Source organism: Lactobacillus sp. HMSC08B12, assembly GCF_001808415.1.
Taxonomy (GTDB): domain Bacteria; phylum Bacillota; class Bacilli; order Lactobacillales; family Lactobacillaceae; genus Lactobacillus; species Lactobacillus delbrueckii.
The window spans coordinates 49,731-68,082 of the sequence record NZ_KV793194.1 but is presented as its reverse complement, the minus strand read 5'-3'; the positions used below and the strand labels follow the sequence as shown (position 1 = coordinate 68,082).

General features: G+C 53.1%; 13 protein-coding genes and 3 tRNA genes. 15 read left to right on the top strand and 1 reads right to left on the bottom strand.

Going from position 1 to position 18,352, the window contains the following annotated elements; genetic code table 11:
• Positions 1-20: 20 nt before the first annotated feature.
• From hslO to HMPREF3168_RS07755, 8 genes are all read left to right on the top strand, one after another.
• A complete protein-coding gene (gene hslO, locus HMPREF3168_RS07795; RefSeq protein ID WP_070489476.1) occupies positions 21-902 on the top strand; it encodes an Hsp33 family molecular chaperone HslO in 882 nt (293 codons plus the stop codon).
• 484 nt (positions 903-1,386) lie between these two features.
• Positions 1,387-3,012, top strand: a complete 1,626-nt coding sequence (locus tag HMPREF3168_RS07790) for a peptide ABC transporter substrate-binding protein (protein WP_070489473.1) — start codon at positions 1,387-1,389, stop codon at positions 3,010-3,012.
• 9 nt (positions 3,013-3,021) lie between these two features.
• Positions 3,022-4,308, top strand: coding sequence for a peptidase T (gene pepT / locus HMPREF3168_RS07785; protein WP_003612808.1), 1,287 nt, complete (start codon positions 3,022-3,024; stop codon positions 4,306-4,308).
• Positions 4,309-4,427: 119 nt separating this feature from the next.
• On the top strand, positions 4,428-5,456 hold the full coding sequence (gene dusB, locus HMPREF3168_RS07780) for a tRNA dihydrouridine synthase DusB (RefSeq protein ID WP_003612850.1): 1,029 nt from the start codon (positions 4,428-4,430) through the stop codon (positions 5,454-5,456).
• Positions 5,457-5,472: 16 nt separating this feature from the next.
• Entirely contained in the window at positions 5,473-6,996 is a 1,524-nt protein-coding gene (lysS, locus tag HMPREF3168_RS07775; RefSeq protein ID WP_070489471.1) for a lysine--tRNA ligase, read from the top strand.
• 151 nt (positions 6,997-7,147) lie between these two features.
• Positions 7,148-7,552: a hypothetical protein gene (locus HMPREF3168_RS07770; RefSeq protein ID WP_002878666.1), complete on the top strand. Its 405-nt coding sequence runs from the start codon at positions 7,148-7,150 to the stop codon at positions 7,550-7,552.
• A gap of 12 nt (positions 7,553-7,564) precedes the next feature.
• Positions 7,565-7,936, top strand: a complete 372-nt coding sequence (locus HMPREF3168_RS07765) for a GGDEF domain-containing protein (protein ID WP_231521307.1) — start codon at positions 7,565-7,567, stop codon at positions 7,934-7,936.
• Between the two features lie 613 nt (positions 7,937-8,549).
• Complete coding sequence (locus HMPREF3168_RS07755; RefSeq protein ID WP_070489466.1) at positions 8,550-9,842, top strand: O-acetylhomoserine aminocarboxypropyltransferase/cysteine synthase family protein; 1,293 nt, start codon at positions 8,550-8,552, stop codon at positions 9,840-9,842.
• Between the two features lie 74 nt (positions 9,843-9,916).
• Here HMPREF3168_RS07755 and HMPREF3168_RS07750 read toward each other — a convergent pair whose 3' ends face one another.
• Positions 9,917-10,543, bottom strand: coding sequence for a DUF5052 family protein (locus HMPREF3168_RS07750; RefSeq protein ID WP_003612846.1), 627 nt, complete (start codon positions 10,541-10,543; stop codon positions 9,917-9,919).
• Between the two features lie 117 nt (positions 10,544-10,660).
• On the opposite strand from HMPREF3168_RS07750, the gene HMPREF3168_RS07745 reads away from it, so the two are divergent.
• From HMPREF3168_RS07745 to HMPREF3168_RS07715, 7 genes are all read left to right on the top strand, one after another.
• Positions 10,661-10,732, top strand: a tRNA-Gly gene (locus HMPREF3168_RS07745).
• Between the two features lie 4 nt (positions 10,733-10,736).
• Positions 10,737-10,810: transfer RNA gene (locus HMPREF3168_RS07740), tRNA-Pro, on the top strand.
• 108 nt (positions 10,811-10,918) lie between these two features.
• Positions 10,919-10,990 (top strand) — tRNA-Gly (locus tag HMPREF3168_RS07735).
• A 158-nt stretch (positions 10,991-11,148) separates the two neighbouring features.
• Positions 11,149-11,610 (top strand): GAF domain-containing protein, encoded by a 462-nt coding sequence (locus HMPREF3168_RS07730; protein WP_002878237.1) that lies wholly within the window; start codon positions 11,149-11,151, stop codon positions 11,608-11,610.
• A 23-nt stretch (positions 11,611-11,633) separates the two neighbouring features.
• On the top strand, positions 11,634-14,093 hold the full coding sequence (locus HMPREF3168_RS07725) for an ATP-dependent Clp protease ATP-binding subunit (protein ID WP_070489464.1): 2,460 nt from the start codon (positions 11,634-11,636) through the stop codon (positions 14,091-14,093).
• 24 nt (positions 14,094-14,117) lie between these two features.
• Entirely contained in the window at positions 14,118-14,462 is a 345-nt protein-coding gene (locus tag HMPREF3168_RS07720; protein WP_003612790.1) for a bacteriocin immunity family protein, read from the top strand.
• 210 nt (positions 14,463-14,672) lie between these two features.
• Complete coding sequence (locus tag HMPREF3168_RS07715) at positions 14,673-18,350, top strand: DNA-directed RNA polymerase subunit beta (RefSeq protein ID WP_035175111.1); 3,678 nt, start codon at positions 14,673-14,675, stop codon at positions 18,348-18,350.
• Positions 18,351-18,352: the final 2 nt, after the last annotated feature.

The window sequence follows — 18,352 nt, the reverse complement described above, 5'->3', positions numbered from 1 at the left end:
TATTTTTATGGAGGAAAGTCATGAACGACTACTTAATCAAAGCAATCAATGCCAGCAAGGACCTGCGCCTTTTGACCATTAACGGCAAGGACCTGGTCGCTGAAGCGCAAAAGCGGCACGACACCTGGTCAGCTTCTTCAGCTGTATTGGGTCGGAGCCTTTTGGGCACGCTTCTCTTGGCCGGGGCAGAATTAAAGGGTGACCAGGAACTGACTTTGCGCCTCTTGGGCGATGGCCCGGTTGGGGCAGCCGTGGTTACGGCCAAGTCAGATTTGACTGTTAAGGGCTATGTCCAAAATAACCACGTGGCCTTGCCGGCCAGAGAAGACGGTCACATCGACGTTAAGAAGGCTGTCGGCAAGGGCTGGTTGCAGGTAACCAAGGACCTGGGCTTAAAGCAGCCTTACACCGGTGAAGTGCCGATCGTGTCCGGGGAAATCGCTGAAGACTTGACCTACTACCTGGCCAAGTCAGAACAGATCCCGTCAGCTGTTGGCCTGTCAGTTTTCGTCAACCCGAACGACACCATCGGGGCCGCGGGTGGCTTTTTGCTCCAGGCCCTGCCAGGGGCCAGCGAAGAACTGCTGCAGGAAACTGAAGACCGGATCAAGGCCCTGCCGCAGCTCTCATCCGCCTTTTTGGACGGGATGACGCCGGAAGACTTGGCCAAGAAGATCCTGGGCGATGACTGCAAGATCCTGGAAAAGGACGAGGTCTCCTACCACTGCGACTGCTCCAAGGAAAAGTACGCCGGCATGCTGGAGACTTTGAAAGGCAGCCAGCTCAAGGAAATGATCGACGAAGACCACGGAGCTGAACTGGTCTGCAACTTCTGCGGGAACAAGTACAATTTTACGGAAGCAGAACTGCAAGCCATTTTGGACAGAAAGCTAGAAAAATAACTTTTTCTCCCTTGACGAAAAGTAAAAATAACTTTATGCTCTAATTATAGTTAAATTAAGCAAAGCTTAAGAAGATGAGTAGTTAGGGGAAGCCTCTACAGAGAACTGTTGGTGCTGAGAAACAGGAGGCGGAAGCTGGCGAAGATGGTCTTGTGTTGGCATGGTCCCGGCGAGTCGCTGATAAGCCGGACCCGCTTAACGCCCGTTAGCGCGTTCAGATCTTCTGACTGGAAGACTTTAAGGGCCCTGGCCGTGAGGCGGGGCTGAATAAAGGGTGGTAACGCGCGAAGACGTCCCTTGGCCTCTGGGCCAAGAGGCGTCTTTTTTTCTGGCAGAGCATCTGTTGAGGAAGCTTTTTTGCTTTGAATGATGGGTGGTAACACGCTACTAGCGTCCCTGAGAGTTGATCTCAGGGGCGTTTTTCTTTTTAAGCTGCGATGTGTTTGTTAATAGTTGTTGTTTCTAGTAAAAAACGGAGGAAATCATGACCTTGAAGAAAATTACCGCTGCCGGTCTTTTGACCGCCTCAGCCCTCGTTTTAGCCGCCTGCGGCCAGCAAAAGAGTTCCCAGTCCCAAACCAAGCAAGTCCTTAATTGGACCGAAAGTGCCCAGATCTCAACCCAGGACCCGTCACTGACGACTGACTCCACTTCCTTCCAAGCTCTTTTGAACACCCAGGAAGGGCTCTACCGCCTGGACAAAAAGCAAAAGCCCCAGCTGGCCCTGGCCAAGAGCGCCAAGGTTACTGACGGGGGCAAGACATATACTTTTGTCTTGCGAGACGCCAAGTGGTCCAACGGCCAGGCGATCACGGCCAATGACTTTGTCTACTCCTACCGAAGAAGCTTGAACCCGAAGACCAAGTCTTCCATGGCCTTCTACTTCTACCAGATCGTAAACGCCGAAGCCATCAATGCCGGCAAGAAGCCTGTCAGCAGCCTGGGCGTCAAGGCCTTGAGCAAAAACAAGCTGCAGATCAAGCTGGTCCGGCCGGTTTCTTACTTTAAGCTCCTGCTGGCCTTCCCGCTTTTCTTCCCGGAAAACCAGCAGTTTATTGAAAAAGTCGGCAGCAAGTACGGGACGGCGGCCAAGTACACCATTTCCTCCGGTCCTTTCAAGCTGACCAAGTGGACCGGGTCCAACAAGCAATTTACCCTGGTTAAAAACCAAAACTACTGGGACAAGAAGAACGTGAAGCTGGACAAGGTCAACGAAACCATCAGCGAAACTTCTTCAACTGCCTACAACCTTTACCAGGCTGGCAAGCTGGATGAAACTTACCTGACCGGGGAACAAGTCAAGGCCAACAAGGGCAAGTCCACCTTCTACGACCGGCCGGCTTCCGCTATCCAGCGCCTGGAATTAAACCGCAAGAAGGTCAAGGCCTTTAACAACTTCAACATCCGCCGGGCCCTGTCCTTGGCTATCGACAGAGAGAGCCTGGCCAAGGTCTTGAGTGACGGGTCAGTGGCGGCCAAGGGCTTCGTTCCATCCGGCATGGGGAACAACCCGACGACCGGGGAAGCTTTTTACAAGGAAGCCTATGTCAAGGAAGCAGTCAGCTACAACCTGAAGGAAGCCAAGAAGTACCTGGCCAAGGGCTACAAGGAACTGGGCATCAAGTCCCTTAACCTCAACCTGACGGTCAGCGATACTGACTCCGCCAAGCAGGTGGGCGAATTCCTGCAAAGTAAGCTGGGCGAACTGCCAGGGGTGAAGATCACCGTGACGACCCTGCCATACACGACCTTGATCTCCCGGCAAAGCGCTGGTAACTACCAGCTGACCATCAAGAACTGGCAGGCTATCTTAGGTGACCCGATCAACTTTCTAGATGTTTTTGAAAAGGACTCCAGCTACAACACCGGCGGCTTTGCCAGCAGCAAGTACGACCAGCTGCTCAATGAAGCCGAAAACGTCTACGGCAACAAGCCGGTTCAGCGTTGGAAGCGGCTGGTGGCAGCTGAAAAGCTGTTGATGAATGAACAGGGGACTATCCCGCTGATCCAGACGGCCAAGCCGCAGCTGGTGCAAAGCCACGTCAAGAACGTGTCCTACAACCCGCTGGGCATCCCTTACGACTTCAAGCTTGTTTATATCAAGAAATAGGAGGCAGGCATGGCTTTTTCCGACTTTGATTTTTTAGAAAAAAACTTCATCCACTACGCCAAGGAAGACACCCAGTCCAAATACGCCAATAAAGACCAGGTTCCGACCACGCCTAATCAGGTCAAGATGATGAAGGAACTGGCTGACCAGGTCAAAGACTATGGCCTTGAGTCTTATTACAATGAAAAAACTGCCTTCGCGATCGGCCACCTGGCCGCTAATACGGCAGGCGTTGCCCCAATCGGCTTTTTCGCCCATGTGGACACGGTTGAATTTGACGACCGCTTCCCCATCCGCCCCCAAGTCCACCGGGACTACCAGGGGCAAAAGCTGGCCCTGGATGAAGCGAACGGCATTTTCCTGGACCCGGAAGAATTTCCTGACCTGCTGACCTTAAAGGGGCAGACCCTGATCACCAGCGACGGGAAAACGGTTCTGGGGACTGACGACAAGGCCGGGGTGGCTGGCCTACTGGCAGCTCTCAAGTATCTCCATGAGCACCCGGAAGTTGAACATGGCGACATCTATGTGGCTTTTGGCCCGGATGAAGAAATTGGCCTGGGCGGGCAGCGCTTTGACCCGGCTGATTTTCCGGGAGTGGAATTTGCCTATACCTTGGACAATGGCCGGCCAGGCGACTTTGAATACGAGACCTTCAATGCCTCAGCCGCTGATTTGACGATCAAGGGAACCGTGGTCCACCCGGGTGAAGCTTACGGGCTGCTGGTCAACGCCACGACGATCATGACGGAATTTTTGGCGGCCTTGCCCCAAGACCAGGTGCCGGAAAAGTCCCGGGGCCACGAGGGCTTTATTATGGTTACGGACGCCCAGAGCAGTGTCGATTCAGCCCATGTCGGCTTGATCATCCGCGACTTTGACTGGGATGAATTTTTGGCTAAAGAAGATTTGGTCAAAAAGCTCGTCGCTTCCTTAGGGGAGAAATACGGGCCAGACCGCTTCCAGCTGGACCTGCGCCGACAGTACGAGAATATCTACAACGGGGTCAAGGACCGGCCTTATGTGGTCAACCTGGCCTTAGACAGCTATGAAAAAGCAGGCCTGGCGCCAAATGTGCAGACCTTTAGAGGGGGAACCGACGGTAACTTCATCACCAAAAAGGGAATTCCGACCCCCAACCTCTTCAATGGCGGGGGCAACTACCACGGCCGCTACGAATACGTGACTGTCGAGCAGATGGACAAGCTGGCCGAGGTCTTGGTGACGATCGCGGCTGAGCATGCCCGCCAGAGCAAGGAGGGGCAAGACAAGCGGCCTCTGGAAAAATACTGGTAAAGATAAGAAGAGCATCCTCTTTTAACGGGGGATGCTCTTTTAGCGGGCTTTTGATTTGTCCTTCAGGCCTATTCTTGTTATGATATAGAGTTGTAGTTATTGAAAGGAAAAAGGTGGCAATGGACACTACTTGGAAGATACGTGAAATCGAAATCCCCAACCGGGTGATGGTAGCGCCGATGGCTGGCGTTTCCAACATGGCTTTTAGAAAAGTCTGCAAGGAATTCGGCGCCGGCATGGTTGTCTGCGAAATGATTTCCGACCACGGGATCATCTACGGCAACGAGAAAACCTTGAGTATGCTGGACGTCGACCCGGGCGAGCACCCGATGAGCATCCAGATCTTCGGGGGGACGGAAGACAGCCTTTTGCAGGCGGCCCAGTACATCGACCAGCACACCGATGCCGACATCATCGACATCAACATGGGCTGCCCGGTGCCGAAGGTAACCAAGACTGACGCGGGTTCCAAGTGGCTCTTGGACTCAAACAAGATCTACCAGATGGTCCACAAGGTTGTCCAGAACGTGGAAAAGCCGGTGTCCGTCAAGATGCGGATCGGCTGGGACCGCAAGCACATTTTTGCCGTGGAAAATGCCCTGGCCGCCCAGGAAGCCGGTGCTTCCATGCTGGCCATGCACGGCCGGACCAGAAAGCAGATGTACCAAGGCGAAGCTGACTGGGAAACCCTGCATGAAGTAGCCCAGGTCATGGACATTCCTTTCGTGGCCAACGGGGACATCACGACCCCACAGCTGGCCAAGAAGGCCCTGGACGAGATCGGCTGCACGGCTGTCATGGTTGGCCGGGCCGCCTTGGGCAATCCTTGGATCTTAAAGGAAATGACCCACTACCTGGCAACGGGCGAAGAACTGCCGAAGCAGTCCGTCCGGGAAAAGGTGGAAACCGCCAAGCACCAGCTCGACGGCCTGGTCCAGCTGCATGGGGAAAAGCGGGCCGTGCCGGAATTTCGCCAGCAGGCAGCATATTATTTGAAGGGAATTCCCCGTTCAGCCCGGACTCGTGCTAAAATAAATGAAGTCTGGACGCGTCAGGAGGTTTTTGACCTGCTTGACGAATTCGTCGAAATTTACGAAAAAAGGGCGCGGCAGAAGCAAGACCGCGTCGCTGATACCCAATCTATGTAAATGGAGGAAAAACACGTTGGCAAAGAACGAAATTAACGACCAATTGCTTGTTCGTCGGCAAAAGCTTGAAGAACTTAAGGAGATGGGGATTGAACCCTTCGGCCGCAAATATGGCCGGGAAGCCCTGGCCCGCGACCTGGACGAAAAGTACTTGGGCCTTGACAAGGACGAACTGAACGCAAATATGCCGAAGACCAAGATCGCTGGCCGGATGCTGGCCAAGCGGGGCAAGGGCAAGGTCGGCTTTGCGGACCTCTATGACCGTAGCGGCAAGATCCAGATCTACGTCCGCAAGGACATGGTCGGTGAAGAAAACTACCAGATTTTCAAGAAGGCCGACCTTGGTGACTTCCTGGGCGTTGAAGGCGAAGTCTTCAAGACTGACTCAGGCGAATTGTCTGTCCGGGCCCAGCACGTGACCTTCCTGTCCAAGGCTTTGCGGCCACTGCCTGACAAGTACCACGGTCTTAAGGACGTTGAATCCATTTATCGCCAACGCTACCTGGACTTGATCACCAACCACGAAAGCTACCAGCGCTTCGTTAACCGGACCAAGATCATCCAGGCCATCCGTGACTACTTGAACGGGCAGGACTTCCTGGAAGTTGAAACGCCAGTTTTGCACAACATCCCAGGCGGGGCTGAAGCACGTCCGTTCATCACCCACCACAACGCTTTGGACATCAACCTCTACATGCGGATTGCTCTGGAATTGCCGCTGAAGCGTCTGATCGTCGGTGACATGGAACGGGTTTACGAAATCGGCCGGGTCTTCAGAAATGAAGGGATGGACCTCAAGCACAACCCTGAGTTTACTGAACTGGAAACCTACGCTGCTTACTACGACTTCCACGATGTCATGGATGAAGCTGAAGGCATCATCCGGGCAGCGGCCAAGGTTGTTTCGGAAGACGGCAAGATCAACTACCAGGGCACTGACCTGGACTTGGGCAAGCCATTCCGCCGGGTGCACATGGTTGACCTGATCAAGGAACTGACTGGCGTTGACTTCTGGCAGCCAATGACTCTGGAAGAAGCCCGGAAGGTTGCCGCTGAACACCATGTTGAAGTTGAACCTTACTGGCAAGTTGGCCACATCATCAACGCCTTCTTTGAAGAATTTGGTGAAAAGACCATCGTTGACCCAACCTTCGTTTACGGCCACCCAGTTGAAGTTTCACCGCTGGCCAAGAAGAACGCGGATGACCCGCGCTTCACTGACCGTTTCGAAATCTTCATCATGGGCAATGAATACGGCAACGCCTTCTCAGAACTGAACGACCCGCTTGACCAGCGGGAACGGTTCGAAGCCCAAATGGCTGAACGTGACGCCGGTAACGACGAAGCCGACATCATCGACGAAGACTACCTGCGGGCCATGGAATACGGTATGCCACCTACGGGTGGTCTGGGCATCGGGATCGACCGTCTGGTCATGCTTTTGACCAACGCGGCTTCAATCCGCGACGTCCTCCTCTTCCCAACCATGCGGCCGGATAAGATCGTCGACGACGAAAAGAACATTAACCTGGACAAGTAGTCCAGATCGCTAAATTTAACTCTCCAGCTTTACCTGGAGAGTTTTTTGTTTGAAAAAATAAAACGAATCGTTTTCAAGATATGAATATTAGAGCTTTTTTGCTAGAATATAGGCAATTAAATTGCGAGCTGCTATTAGAAAAGGTGAATTTTTGCCAATCTACAAATACTTATTGTCGATCTTAACCACTATCTCCGCCTTGGCCGGGGCCTTTTTGGCTGCCAGCAGCGGCTTGCCGGCTTATTTGGCCGGCCAGCCCTTAAAGGCGGGGATTTTTGCCGTCCTCTGCCTCTTAGAGGGGCTTAGCGCCTACCTTCTCTGGCGGCCGGGGAAGCGGGCATTAGCCGTTTTGAATGGCGGCCTGCTGGCGGCAGCTTTGCTTTTGTTTTGGCAGGGAGAAGGCCTGGCAGCTGGAAGTGCCCTGGCTTTATTGGCAATCAACTATTTGCTGAAAAGGGAAGAGACCTGGGCCTGGACTCTGGCTTTAGTCTTGAACCTGGTCTTTGCCGCTTTGACCATGCTGCCCCACCAGTTTATGTCTTTCCCGGCTGCCTAGTTTTTTCATATCGTGCAAAGAGAGCGGATCGCCTCTTTCCTGCTTTTTAACAAGTACAAGGAGAACCAGCGCGAGCTCCGGGTCCAGGCTAATTTTGACCACTTGAGCGGGGTGATGCTCCGGTCGACCTTCATGGACCTTTTACAAAAAGCAATCGAGCAGCCGGAGTGCACTGACCTCTTCATCGGCCTGGTTGACATAGACTACTTAAAGCAAATCAACGACAATTACGGCCAGCGGCTCAGCCAGCTGCGTTTTTCCTGCGGGGTCATCCACTACCTAAACAACTTGCCTAATGTCGATCAGCTCTACCAAAAGGCCGACCAATTGATGTACGAGGTGAAAAAGCAGGGCGGGGGCAATGTTTTGCTGGCCCGGTCCTGATTTTTTCCGGAAAAGAGATTGACTTTGGACAAAAAGCTCGTATACTTTAAATACAGGTTAAGTTTAGCTGGGAAAGTGCTTTCAGCGGCTTGATTTGGTGAATAGGACGATCAACCAGGAAATCACTGCCATGATTCCCTGGTTTTTGTTTGCCCTTTTTTCTAAAAAACGGATTGACATTTTCCCTAAGGCTAGTATACTTAAAACTAAATTAAGAACTGATGAAGAAGGGAGAACCAAGATGGAATTCGCAGCTAAGAATTGTCAAATGCAAGTCATGCCAATGAACATGCTGATGTCCAGCATGCCTTTTAGCGTAGAAGCGAATACCTGTGGTTCACCATCCTAAGATCGTTACTATATTGAAGATAGTAAAGGCCGCCTGAACTACTGGTTAGTTGGGCGGCTTTTTTTACGAGGTAAGGTTCATGTGCAGGAAACGGTATCAACAGACGAAACGCTGGCTGATCCTCTGGCGGGGAGCAGCGATTGGGGCCAGTTGCATGTGTCACTTGTGTTTGTAACAGCAATATTTCAGCAATCTAATCATTTCCAACAACTAACAACTAAAAAATAAATATTACACAGCAACAACACAAGCGAGGTAAAAAACATGAGTAAAGAAGCTATCAGCAACGAAGGTTTGTTATTTGAAACTTTGCAGGTCCACGCCGGCCAGCCAATCGACGAAACTGGCGCCCGGGCAGTGCCGATCTACCAGACCACGTCCTATGTCTTTGACGACGCTGACCAGGCAGCTGGCCGCTTTGCCTTGACCGACGCCGGCAACATCTACAGCCGTTTGACCAACCCAACCACGGCTGTTTTTGAAAGCCGGGTGGCTGCCCTGGAAGGCGGCACTGGCGGTGTATCTTTGGCAACTGGGGCGGCAGCGATCACCGCGGCTATCTTGAACGTAGCCGGGGCGGGCGACGAAATCGTAGCTGCTTCCACCATTTACGGCGGGACCTACGACCTGTTTGCCCAGACCTTGCCGCCATTGGGCATCAAGACCCACTTCGTTGACCCAAGCGACCCGGCCAATTTTGAAAAAGAAATCAACGACCATACCAAGGTGGTTTACGCTGAAACCATCGGCAACCCGAATGCCAACTTGATCGACATTGACGCGGTAGCAGCAGTGGCCCATAAGCACGGGGTTTTGGTCATTATCGACAACACCTTTGCTACCCCTTACCTCTACCGGCCATTTGAGCATGGGGCTGACGTGGTTGTCCACTCAGCGACCAAGTTCTTCGGCGGCCACGGGACGACTATGGGCGGGGTAGTCGTGGAAAGCGGCAAGTTTGACTATGAAAAGTCCGGCCGCTACCCGACTTTCACTAACCCTGACCCGTCCTACAAGGACGTGACTTGGGCCAAGCTGGGGACTGGGGCCTTCACGACCAAAATCCGGGCAACAGTTCTGCGCGACACCGGGGCCAGCCTCAGTCCTTTCAACGCCTTCCTTCTTTTGCAGGGCTTGGAAAGCTTGTCCTTGCGGGTTGAACGCCACGTCTACAACGCGCAAAGAGTAGCTGAATACCTTAGCAAGCATCCAAAGGTTGCCTGGGTCCGCTACTCGGGCCTGGCCGACAGCCCGGACCATGCCCTGGCTGAACGGGACTTCCCGAAGGGGGTCGGCTCAATCTTCACCTTTGGCCTGAAGGGCGGGGAAGAAGCCGGCAAGCAGCTGATTGACAACTTGAAGCTCTTCTCTCTTTTGGCCAATGTGGCTGACGCCAAGTCCTTGATCATCCAGCCAGCTTCAACCACCCATGCCCAGCTGAACGACGAAGAACTGGACAGCGTCGGGATTACTCCGGACTTGATCAGAATTTCCGTTGGGGTGGAAAATATCGACGACCTTTTGGCCGACCTGGACCAGGCCCTGGCCAAGCTGTAATTTTTGAAAAATACTCCTTAATACTAAAAAGCATGCTAAAAAACGTTTCCTGCTTGAGGAAACGTTTTTTGCGTCTACATCTTCTTGATAGTCTCCATGTCATAGATGGAGTAGTCGCAGCGGTAGATAAAGAGCCGGTGGCCGTCGACATTGATCTGGGTGGTTGATGGCATGTCAGTGGTACTGACCCGGACCTTGTTACCGGCATAAACGGCGATCGGCTTGCCGGCTTGGGACCGGATCATGATGACCTTGCCCTTGGAGAGCCAGTCGTTTCTGAAATTGTTGTACATTATTGACAGAACCGGAATGGACCGCTGCTTGTCGGTAATGGTGACCTTTTTGGAAAAAGTATCTTCGTAATTGCGCAGGCCTTCGTTGGCGATCAAGCTGGAGCCGACATGAATCATCTGCTGGCCGCCGAATTCCACGTCGATGACTTTGGACTGCTCGTCGCCGCTGGAATTTTTCTTGCTCATCGGCTTGTAGGTCTCAATGTGGACTGACTTACCCTTGATCTGGTCGATCTTCTGCCCGTCGTAGTCATAGGTGGAGACGGTAAAGGGGATGCCGACCAGCTTGGACTTGAGGTCCAGGGTGTAGTCGCTGATCATGGAGCAGGAGTACAGGAGAGGCAGGAGGGCCAAGGCCAGGCAGGCCGCCAGGAGTCTTTTCTTTTTCATTTTTTCTCTTCCTTTCATTTAGACAAACGTTTTCTTACTCTTAGTTTAATCGAACTTGCCCCCGAGAAAAATACTATTTTTTATAAAAAAGCCCTTGCCAAGACCCGGCTTTTAGATTATCCTAATAGATGTATTGCGGAAGTAGTTCAGTGGTAGAACATCACCTTGCCATGGTGGGGGTCGCGGGTTCGAATCCCGTCTTCCGCTTCTTCGGGAATTAGCTCAGTTTGGTAGAGCGCTACGTTCGGGACGTAGAGGTCACAGGTTCAAATCCTGCATTCCCGATTAGCCAATGTGTGATCAAAGCGTTACTTTATAGCGGCGCTTTTTTCTCATTTATGGGCAAAAAAGACTTGCAAAAGAGAAATTTTTTGGTAAACTAATAAATGTATCGCGGAAGTAGTTCAGTGGTAGAACATCACCTTGCCATGGTGGGGGTCGCGGGTTCGAATCACGTCTTCCGCTTCATCAAAGACTCGCTAATTTAGCGGGCCTTTTCTTTTTGCCTTATAATAGATCTGCAGGGCGCCTGGCTTGTCGAAAAGATCGGGAAATGTTATGCTTGCAAGCATAGCAATTTTTGCCTTTTTACCTATTTATTGGCAGACGTGAAGGAGGAAATCATGGCAGCAGCAAGTCAGGCAGAGTACGAGTTATTGCTTGAGCAGGCCAAGGCCTTGACGGCCGGGGAGAGCGACTGGATCGCCAATACCGGCAATGTTTCGGCCCTTTTGAAGGCGGGGATGAAAAACGTTAATTTTGCTGGGGTCTACCGCTTTGAAAAGGGGGAATTGATCCTGGGACCCTTCCAGGGGATGCCGGCCTGCGTGCACATCCAGCTGGGTAAGGGGGTCTGCGGGAAAGCCGCCCTGGAAAAGAAGACGCAGATCGTGGCCAATGTCCATGACTTCCCAGGCCACATAGCCTGCGACAGTGCCTCCAATTCAGAAATCGTCGTGCCGGTTTTTAACCGGGATGGCAGCCTTTGGGGCGTGTACGACTTTGACTCGACTAATTTAGACAATTTTGATGATTTGGACCAGAAGTACTTAGAGCAGATCGCGGCAGTAGCTTTAGGCAACTAGGTCCAGTGTGAGGCGATTTTTATATGCAAAATTCATACAGTAAGAGCAGCAGACAGGTCTTGGAAATTGCCCAGGAACAAGCCAAGGAGTTTCACCACCGCCTGGTCGGGACAGAGCACGTCCTTTTGGCCCTGGTAATCGAAGCTGACGGCAAAGCCGGCAAGATCCTGCGGACCATGAACGTGACGCCGACCGGAGTCAGGGAAGAAATCGAGCGCTACACGGACTACGGCTCAGCGGCCCCGACCAGCTACATGGAATTTTCTCCCCGCCTGACTTTGGCGCTGGATTATGCCAAGCGGAATTCTGAACTCCGGTCCAGCAAGGAAATCGAAACGACTGACATTCTCCAGGCTTTGGTCTCCAGTGAGCAGATCCTGTCAGCCATGATCCTGCGCAACCTGGACGTGGACCTGGAAAACTTGAAAGACGAACTGGACGACGCCAACCAGGTGACCGGGGAAAGCAGCCAGACCAGCCGGCCAGCCGCGGCAGGCAGCAGCCAGTCGCAGACGCCGATTTTGGACCGCTTCGGGATCGACTTGAACCGGCGGGCTAAAGAAGGCAACATTGACCCGGTGATCGGCCGCCAGCGGGAACTGGACCGGGTGATTCAGATCCTGTCCCGGCGGACCAAGAACAACCCCCTTTTGGTCGGTGAGCCTGGGGTCGGCAAGACCGCGGTCGCTGAAGCTTTGGCCAGCGCGATCGTTGCTAAAAAGGTTCCCCGGGACCTGGCTGACAAGCGGGTGGTTTCACTGGATGTCAACAGCATGGTGGCCGGTACCCGCTACCGGGGTGAATTTGAAGAGCGGATGGACCGCTTAATCAAGGAAGTTACTGCCAGCAAGAATGTCATTCTTTTTGTCGACGAAATCCACTCTTTGGTCAAGGCCGGGGACGCGGAAGGGGCGATGAGCGCCTCCAACACCTTGAAGCCGGCATTGGCCCGCGGGGACATTCAATTGATCGGGGCCACGACTTTTGAAGAATACCGCAAGCACATGGAAAAAGACTCTGCCTTTGTCCGCCGCTTCCAGCTGGTCCGCCTGGCTGAGCCAAATGAAGAGGAAACCCTGCAAATTTTGCATGGGATCAAGGACAAGTATGAAGACTACCACCGGGTAGCTTTGTCAGAAGAAGCCTTGCAGGCAGCAGTTGATTTGTCCAGCCACTACATTGCCGACCGCTACCAGCCGGACAAGGCCATCGACTTGATCGATGAAGCCAGCGCGGCGGTTAAATTGGCTAATGACACTGGCGAAGACAAGGACCTGGCTGAAATCGATTTGGAAATCAGCCGGACTCTCAAGCAGAAGAACGATGAAGCAGCCAAGCAGAACTTTGCCCAAGCGGCCAAGCTGCGCAACCAGGAAATCGCCTTGCGGCAAAAGCGGAATGAGATTGCCAAGAAGCTGGCCGGCAAGGATGAGAAGCGGTCAGTCGTTGGGGCTGAAGACGTGGCCAAGGTGGTCTCCATCTGGACCGGGGTTCCGGTAACCCAGCTTAAGACCAGCGAAAATAAGCGCCTGGCCCGCCTGGAGGGGATCCTGCATGAAAGAGTCATCGGCCAAGACGATGCCGTCAAGGCCGTGGCCAATGCCATCCGCCGGTCCAGAAGCGGCTTGAAGGACGAGAACCGGCCGATCGGTTCCTTCCTCTTCCTAGGCTCAACCGGGGTCGGCAAGACTGAACTGGCTAAGGCTGTGGCTGAGGCAGTTTTTGGCTCAGAAGACAACATCATCAGAGTCGACATGTCAGAGTACATGGACCGGGAATCTTCCTCCAAGCTGATCGGGTCAGCGCCTGGCTACGTTGGCTACGAAGAAGGGGGCCAGCTCTCCAACAAAGTCCGGGAACATCCTTACTCAGTGGTTCTTTTTGACGAAGTGGAAAAGGCAAACCCGGAAATTTTCAACGTCTTGCTACGGGTCCTGGATGAAGGCTTCATGACTGATTCTCTGGGCCGGAAGGTCGACTTCAGAAACACGATCATCATCATGACTTCCAACCTTGGTTCCAGAAGCCTGGAAGCTGGCAGCCACGTGGGCTTCTCAGCCAGCCAGGAAGACCAGGGCAAGCTGATCGCAGAAAAGGTAACCAGGGCCACCAAGGACTTCTTCCGGCCGGAATTTTTGAACCGGATCGACGAAAAGATCGTCTTCAAGCCGCTGGAAGCCAAGCAGCTGCGGGAAATCGTGACGCTTTTGACCCGGAAGCTGGTCAAGCGGCTGGCGGAAAAAGACATTACTTTGCGCCTTTCGCCAGCTGCCTTGGACCAATTGGCCAAGGACGGCTACAATCCGGAAATGGGGGCCCGGCCATTGCGGCGGACCATCCAGGATGAAGTTGAAGACGAATTGGCCCAGGACCTGGTCAGCGAAAAGCTGCAGGCCGGCGACACGGTCAAGATCGGTGCCCGGGGCGGCAAGCTGCGCTTTGAAATCGTCAAGGCCAAGACCGGTGAAAAGATCAAGGGATAATCAATAGATTTTTGGAGGCAGATTATGTTTGGCAAGAAGAAAAAAGCTGAAGCTGCTAAGGCAGAACAAGAAGCAAGCAAGAAGACTGACGGGCGGATCCTGCTTTACAGCGACATCATCGACGCTCTTTACGACGAAATGCCAAGAGAAGAGCGGGAGGCCCTGCTTGAAGCTAAGCAGCAGCTGGAAGAGAAGGTTTACCTGGGCAAGGTGATGCGGGACTTGCGGATCGCTTTAGAGCCGGTCGCGATCAAATCCCAGCTCAGCCCGCAAGGCAAGCAGATTTTCTGGAATATCACGGCTGGCGGCTACCAGCTCACCGGGGTTGGTCTGGCCAGCCAGGCGGCCATGCTTTTTAGCGGCCGCTAGGGCTTGCTTTCCTTTAAAATTAGTGGTACAATATTGGGCGATTTAAAAGGCTGAAGTTCAGGATTTTACTGATATATTGTCCAGTAAAATGATACAGACAAAAACGACTGGTTCGTTTTTGTCTTTTTTATGCCCAAAATCCCGGCCTTTTTAAAATGTAACACAAATGTAATATTTGCTTTCTTCAACAGGATAGAAAGGATGTTTTCCTTGCTAAACGGACACGTAGTAAATTACGGACAACACCGGACAAGACGCAGCTTCTCACGGATTAAGGAAATCCTGCCGCTGCCAAACTTGACCGACGTACAGACTGAATCATACAAGTGGTTCCTTGACGAAGGCGTTAAGGAAGTTTTCGACGACATTCTGCCAATCAGCGACGCTTCTGGCCGCCTGACTCTGGAATACGTCGACTACAAGCTGCAAGAACCTAAGTATACTGTCGATGAATCACGCAAGCACGACGCGACTTACTCCGCTCCAATGCACGTGACTCTGAAGCTGACCAACCACGAAACTGGCGAAATCAAGACCCAAGACGTCTTCTTCGGCGACTTGCCGCTGATGACCAAGTCCGGCTCCTTCATCGTTAACGGGGCGGAAAGAGTTATCGTTTCCCAGCTGGTTAGATCACCTGGTGTCTACTACAGTGGCGAATTCGACAAGAACGGCCGGCAAATCTTCGGCACGACTGTCATCCCTAACCGCGGGGCTTGGCTGGAATTCGAAACTGACGCCAAGAACATTTCCTACGTCCGGGTTGACCGGACCCGGAAGCTTCCTTTATCTGTCCTGGTGCGGGCCCTTGGCTTTGGCTCTGACAGCGAAATCAAGGAAATCTTCGGCGACAGCGACACTTTGGACCTGACTTTGGACAAGGATGTTCACAAGAACCCAGCAGACAGCCGGGTAGCAGAAGCCTTGAAGGACATCTACGACCGCCTGCGTCCAGGTGAACCAAAGACTACCGACTCATCCCGGAGCCTCCTGGTTTCCCGCTTCTTTGATCCACGCCGTTACGACCTGGCTGCTGTTGGCCGCTACAAGGTCAACAAGAAGCTGAGCTTGAAGAACCGGCTTTTGGGCTACACTTTGGCTGAAACCCTGGCTGACCCTGACACTGGAGAAGTTCTGGCTGCCAAGGGGACGGTTGTCAACAACGAAGTCATGGACGTTCTGAAGGACTACCTGGACCGCGACGACTTCAAGACTGTTACCTACACCCCATCTGATGAAGGTGCAATCCCAGAACCTGTAACTGTTCAGGAAATCAAGGTCTTCTCCCGTGAAATTCCTGACCGGGAAATCAAGCTGATCTCCAACGGCCACATTGCTGAAGACGTTAAGTGCATCACTCCAGCCGACATCATCGCTTCTGTCAACTACTTCCTGGAACTCCAAGAAGGCGTCGGCAACATCGACGACATCGACCACTTGGGTAACCGTCGCATCCGCCGGGTTGGCGAATTGCTGCAAAACCAGATGCGGATCGGTTTGGCCCGGATGGAACGGGTTGTCCGCGAACGTATGTCAATTCAAGACGCGGCTACGGTTACTCCGCAGCAATTGATCAACATCCGGCCAATCGTTGGTTCAATCAAGGAATTCTTCGGTTCATCCCAGCTTTCCCAATTCATGGACCAAAACAACCCGCTGGGTGAATTGACCCACAAGCGGCGTATGTCCGCCTTGGGGCCTGGTGGTCTGTCCCGTGACCGGGCCGGCTACGAAGTCCGGGACGTTCACTACACCCACTACGGCCGTCTGTGCCCAATCGAAACGCCAGAAGGCCCTAACATCGGTTTGATCAACTCCATGGCCACTTACGCCATCATCAACAAGTACGGCTTCCTGGAAACCCCATACCGGCGCGTTTCCTGGGCAACCCACAAGGTTACCGACAAGATCGACTACTTGACTGCCGATGAAGAAGACAACTACATCATCGCCGGGGCCAATACTCCTTTGAACGAAGACGGCTCCTTCGTTGATGACGTGATCCTTTGCCGGCACCGGGAAGACAACGTCGAAGTAAGTCCAGACCGGATCGACTACATAGACGTTATTCCAAAGCAGGTTGTTTCCGTAACTTCCGCATGTATTCCATTCCTGGAAAACGACGACTCCAACCGGGCCTTGATGGGGGCCAACCACCAACGTCAGGCTGTTCCTTTGATCAACCCGCACGGTCCGCTTGTGGCTACTGGTATGGAATACCGGGCAGGTCACGACTCCGGTGACGCCTTGCTGGCTGAAGCAGACGGTGAAGTTGAATACGTGGACGCAAACGAAATCCGCGTCCGCCGCGAAGACCAGACACTGGACACTTACACCCTTGAAAAGTACCGCCGGTCAAACGCGACTAAGAACTACAACCAGACGCCAAACGTCAAGCGCGGCGACAAGGTTGTTGACGGCCAGGTAATTGCCAACGGTCCGTCAATGGCTGACGGCGAACTTGCCCTGGGTCAAAACCCGGTTATCGCCTTCACCACTTGGAACATGTACAACTTCGAAGACGCCATCATGCTGAGCGAACGCCTGGTTAAGGAAGACGTCTACACTTCAATCCACATTGAAGACTACGACTCAGAAGCCCGTGACACCAAGCTGGGGCCGGAAGAAATCACCCGGGAAATCCCTAACGTTGGTGAAGACGCCTTGAAGGACCTGGACGAAAGCGGGATCATTCGGATCGGTGCCGAAGTTCACGACGGCGATATCCTGGTCGGCAAGGTTACCCCTAAGGGGATCACTGAACTGAGCGCTGAAGAAAGACTGCTGCACGCCATCTTTGGCGAAAAGGCCCGTGAAGTCCGTGATACTTCATTGAAGGTACCTCACGGCGGTGGCGGTGTGGTTCAAGACGTTCAAGTCTTCACCCGTGAAGCCGGCGACGAACTGGCACCAGGCGTTAACACCCTGGTCCGGGTTTACATCGTACAGAAGAGAAAGATCCAAGTCGGGGACAAGATGTCCGGTCGTCACGGTAACAAGGGTACGGTTGCCCTGGTTGCTCCAGTTGAAGACATGCCTTACCTGCCAGACGGTACTCCAGTCGACATCTGCTTGAACCCAATGGGTGTGCCATCACGTATGAACATCGGGCAGCTACTTGAAATCCACTTGGGCCGGGCAGCCCGGGCCTTGGGTATCCACGTGGCTACTCCGGTATTCGACGGGGCCAGCGAAGACGACGTTTGGGACTTTGTCCGCGAAGCCGGCGTTGACTCAGACGGTAAGACTGTCCTTTACGACGGCCGGACCGGTGAACCATTCCACAACCGGGTTTCAGTCGGGGTTATGTACTACCTGAAGCTGACTCACATGGTTGATGACAAGATCCACGCGCGGTCAATCGGGCCTTACTCACTTGTTACCCAACAGCCTTTGGGTGGTAAGGCGCAATTCGGTGGCCAGCGTTTCGGTGAAATGGAAGTCTGGGCTTTGGAAGCCTACGGTGCAGCCTACACCCTGCAAGAAATCCTGACCTACAAGTCTGACGACGTTGTCGGCCGTGTCAAGGCCTACGAAGCAATCGTCAAGGGCGAAAGAATTACTAAGCCAGGCGTGCCTGAATCATTCCGCGTTTTGGTCAAGGAACTGCAATCATTGGGTCTGGACCTGCGCGTTTTGGACAGCGACGAAAACGAAGTTGAACTGCGCGACATGGACGAAGACTCAAATGAACATGTAAACATCGATGCTTTATCTCGCCTTGCGGAAGCGCAAGAAAAGAAGAAGTTGGCCGAAGAAGAGGCCGAAATCGCCGCGGAAGCTGAAGCAGAAGGCAGCGCGGAAGAAGACGCAGCTGAAGCAGATGCTGATGCAAATGCTGATGCAAATGAAGCTGAAACTGCTGACGACGACAAGGCTTCAAAGTAATT

Bases quoted from the DNA above. Each gene is read 5' to 3' on its own strand.
- hslO (WP_070489476.1), top strand. From the start codon at position 21: ATGAACGACTACTTAATCAAAGCAATCAATGCCAGCAAGGACCTGCGC.
- HMPREF3168_RS07790 (WP_070489473.1), top strand. From the start codon at position 1,387: ATGACCTTGAAGAAAATTACCGCTGCCGGTCTTTTGACCGCCTCAGCC.
- pepT (WP_003612808.1), top strand. From the start codon at position 3,022: ATGGCTTTTTCCGACTTTGATTTTTTAGAAAAAAACTTCATCCACTAC.
- dusB (WP_003612850.1), top strand. From the start codon at position 4,428: ATGGACACTACTTGGAAGATACGTGAAATCGAAATCCCCAACCGGGTG.
- HMPREF3168_RS07755 (WP_070489466.1), top strand. From the start codon at position 8,550: ATGAGTAAAGAAGCTATCAGCAACGAAGGTTTGTTATTTGAAACTTTG.
- HMPREF3168_RS07750 (WP_003612846.1), bottom strand. From the start codon at position 10,543: ATGAAAGGAAGAGAAAAAATGAAAAAGAAAAGACTCCTGGCGGCCTGC.
- HMPREF3168_RS07730 (WP_002878237.1), top strand. From the start codon at position 11,149: ATGGCAGCAGCAAGTCAGGCAGAGTACGAGTTATTGCTTGAGCAGGCC.
- HMPREF3168_RS07725 (WP_070489464.1), top strand. From the start codon at position 11,634: ATGCAAAATTCATACAGTAAGAGCAGCAGACAGGTCTTGGAAATTGCC.
- HMPREF3168_RS07720 (WP_003612790.1), top strand. From the start codon at position 14,118: ATGTTTGGCAAGAAGAAAAAAGCTGAAGCTGCTAAGGCAGAACAAGAA.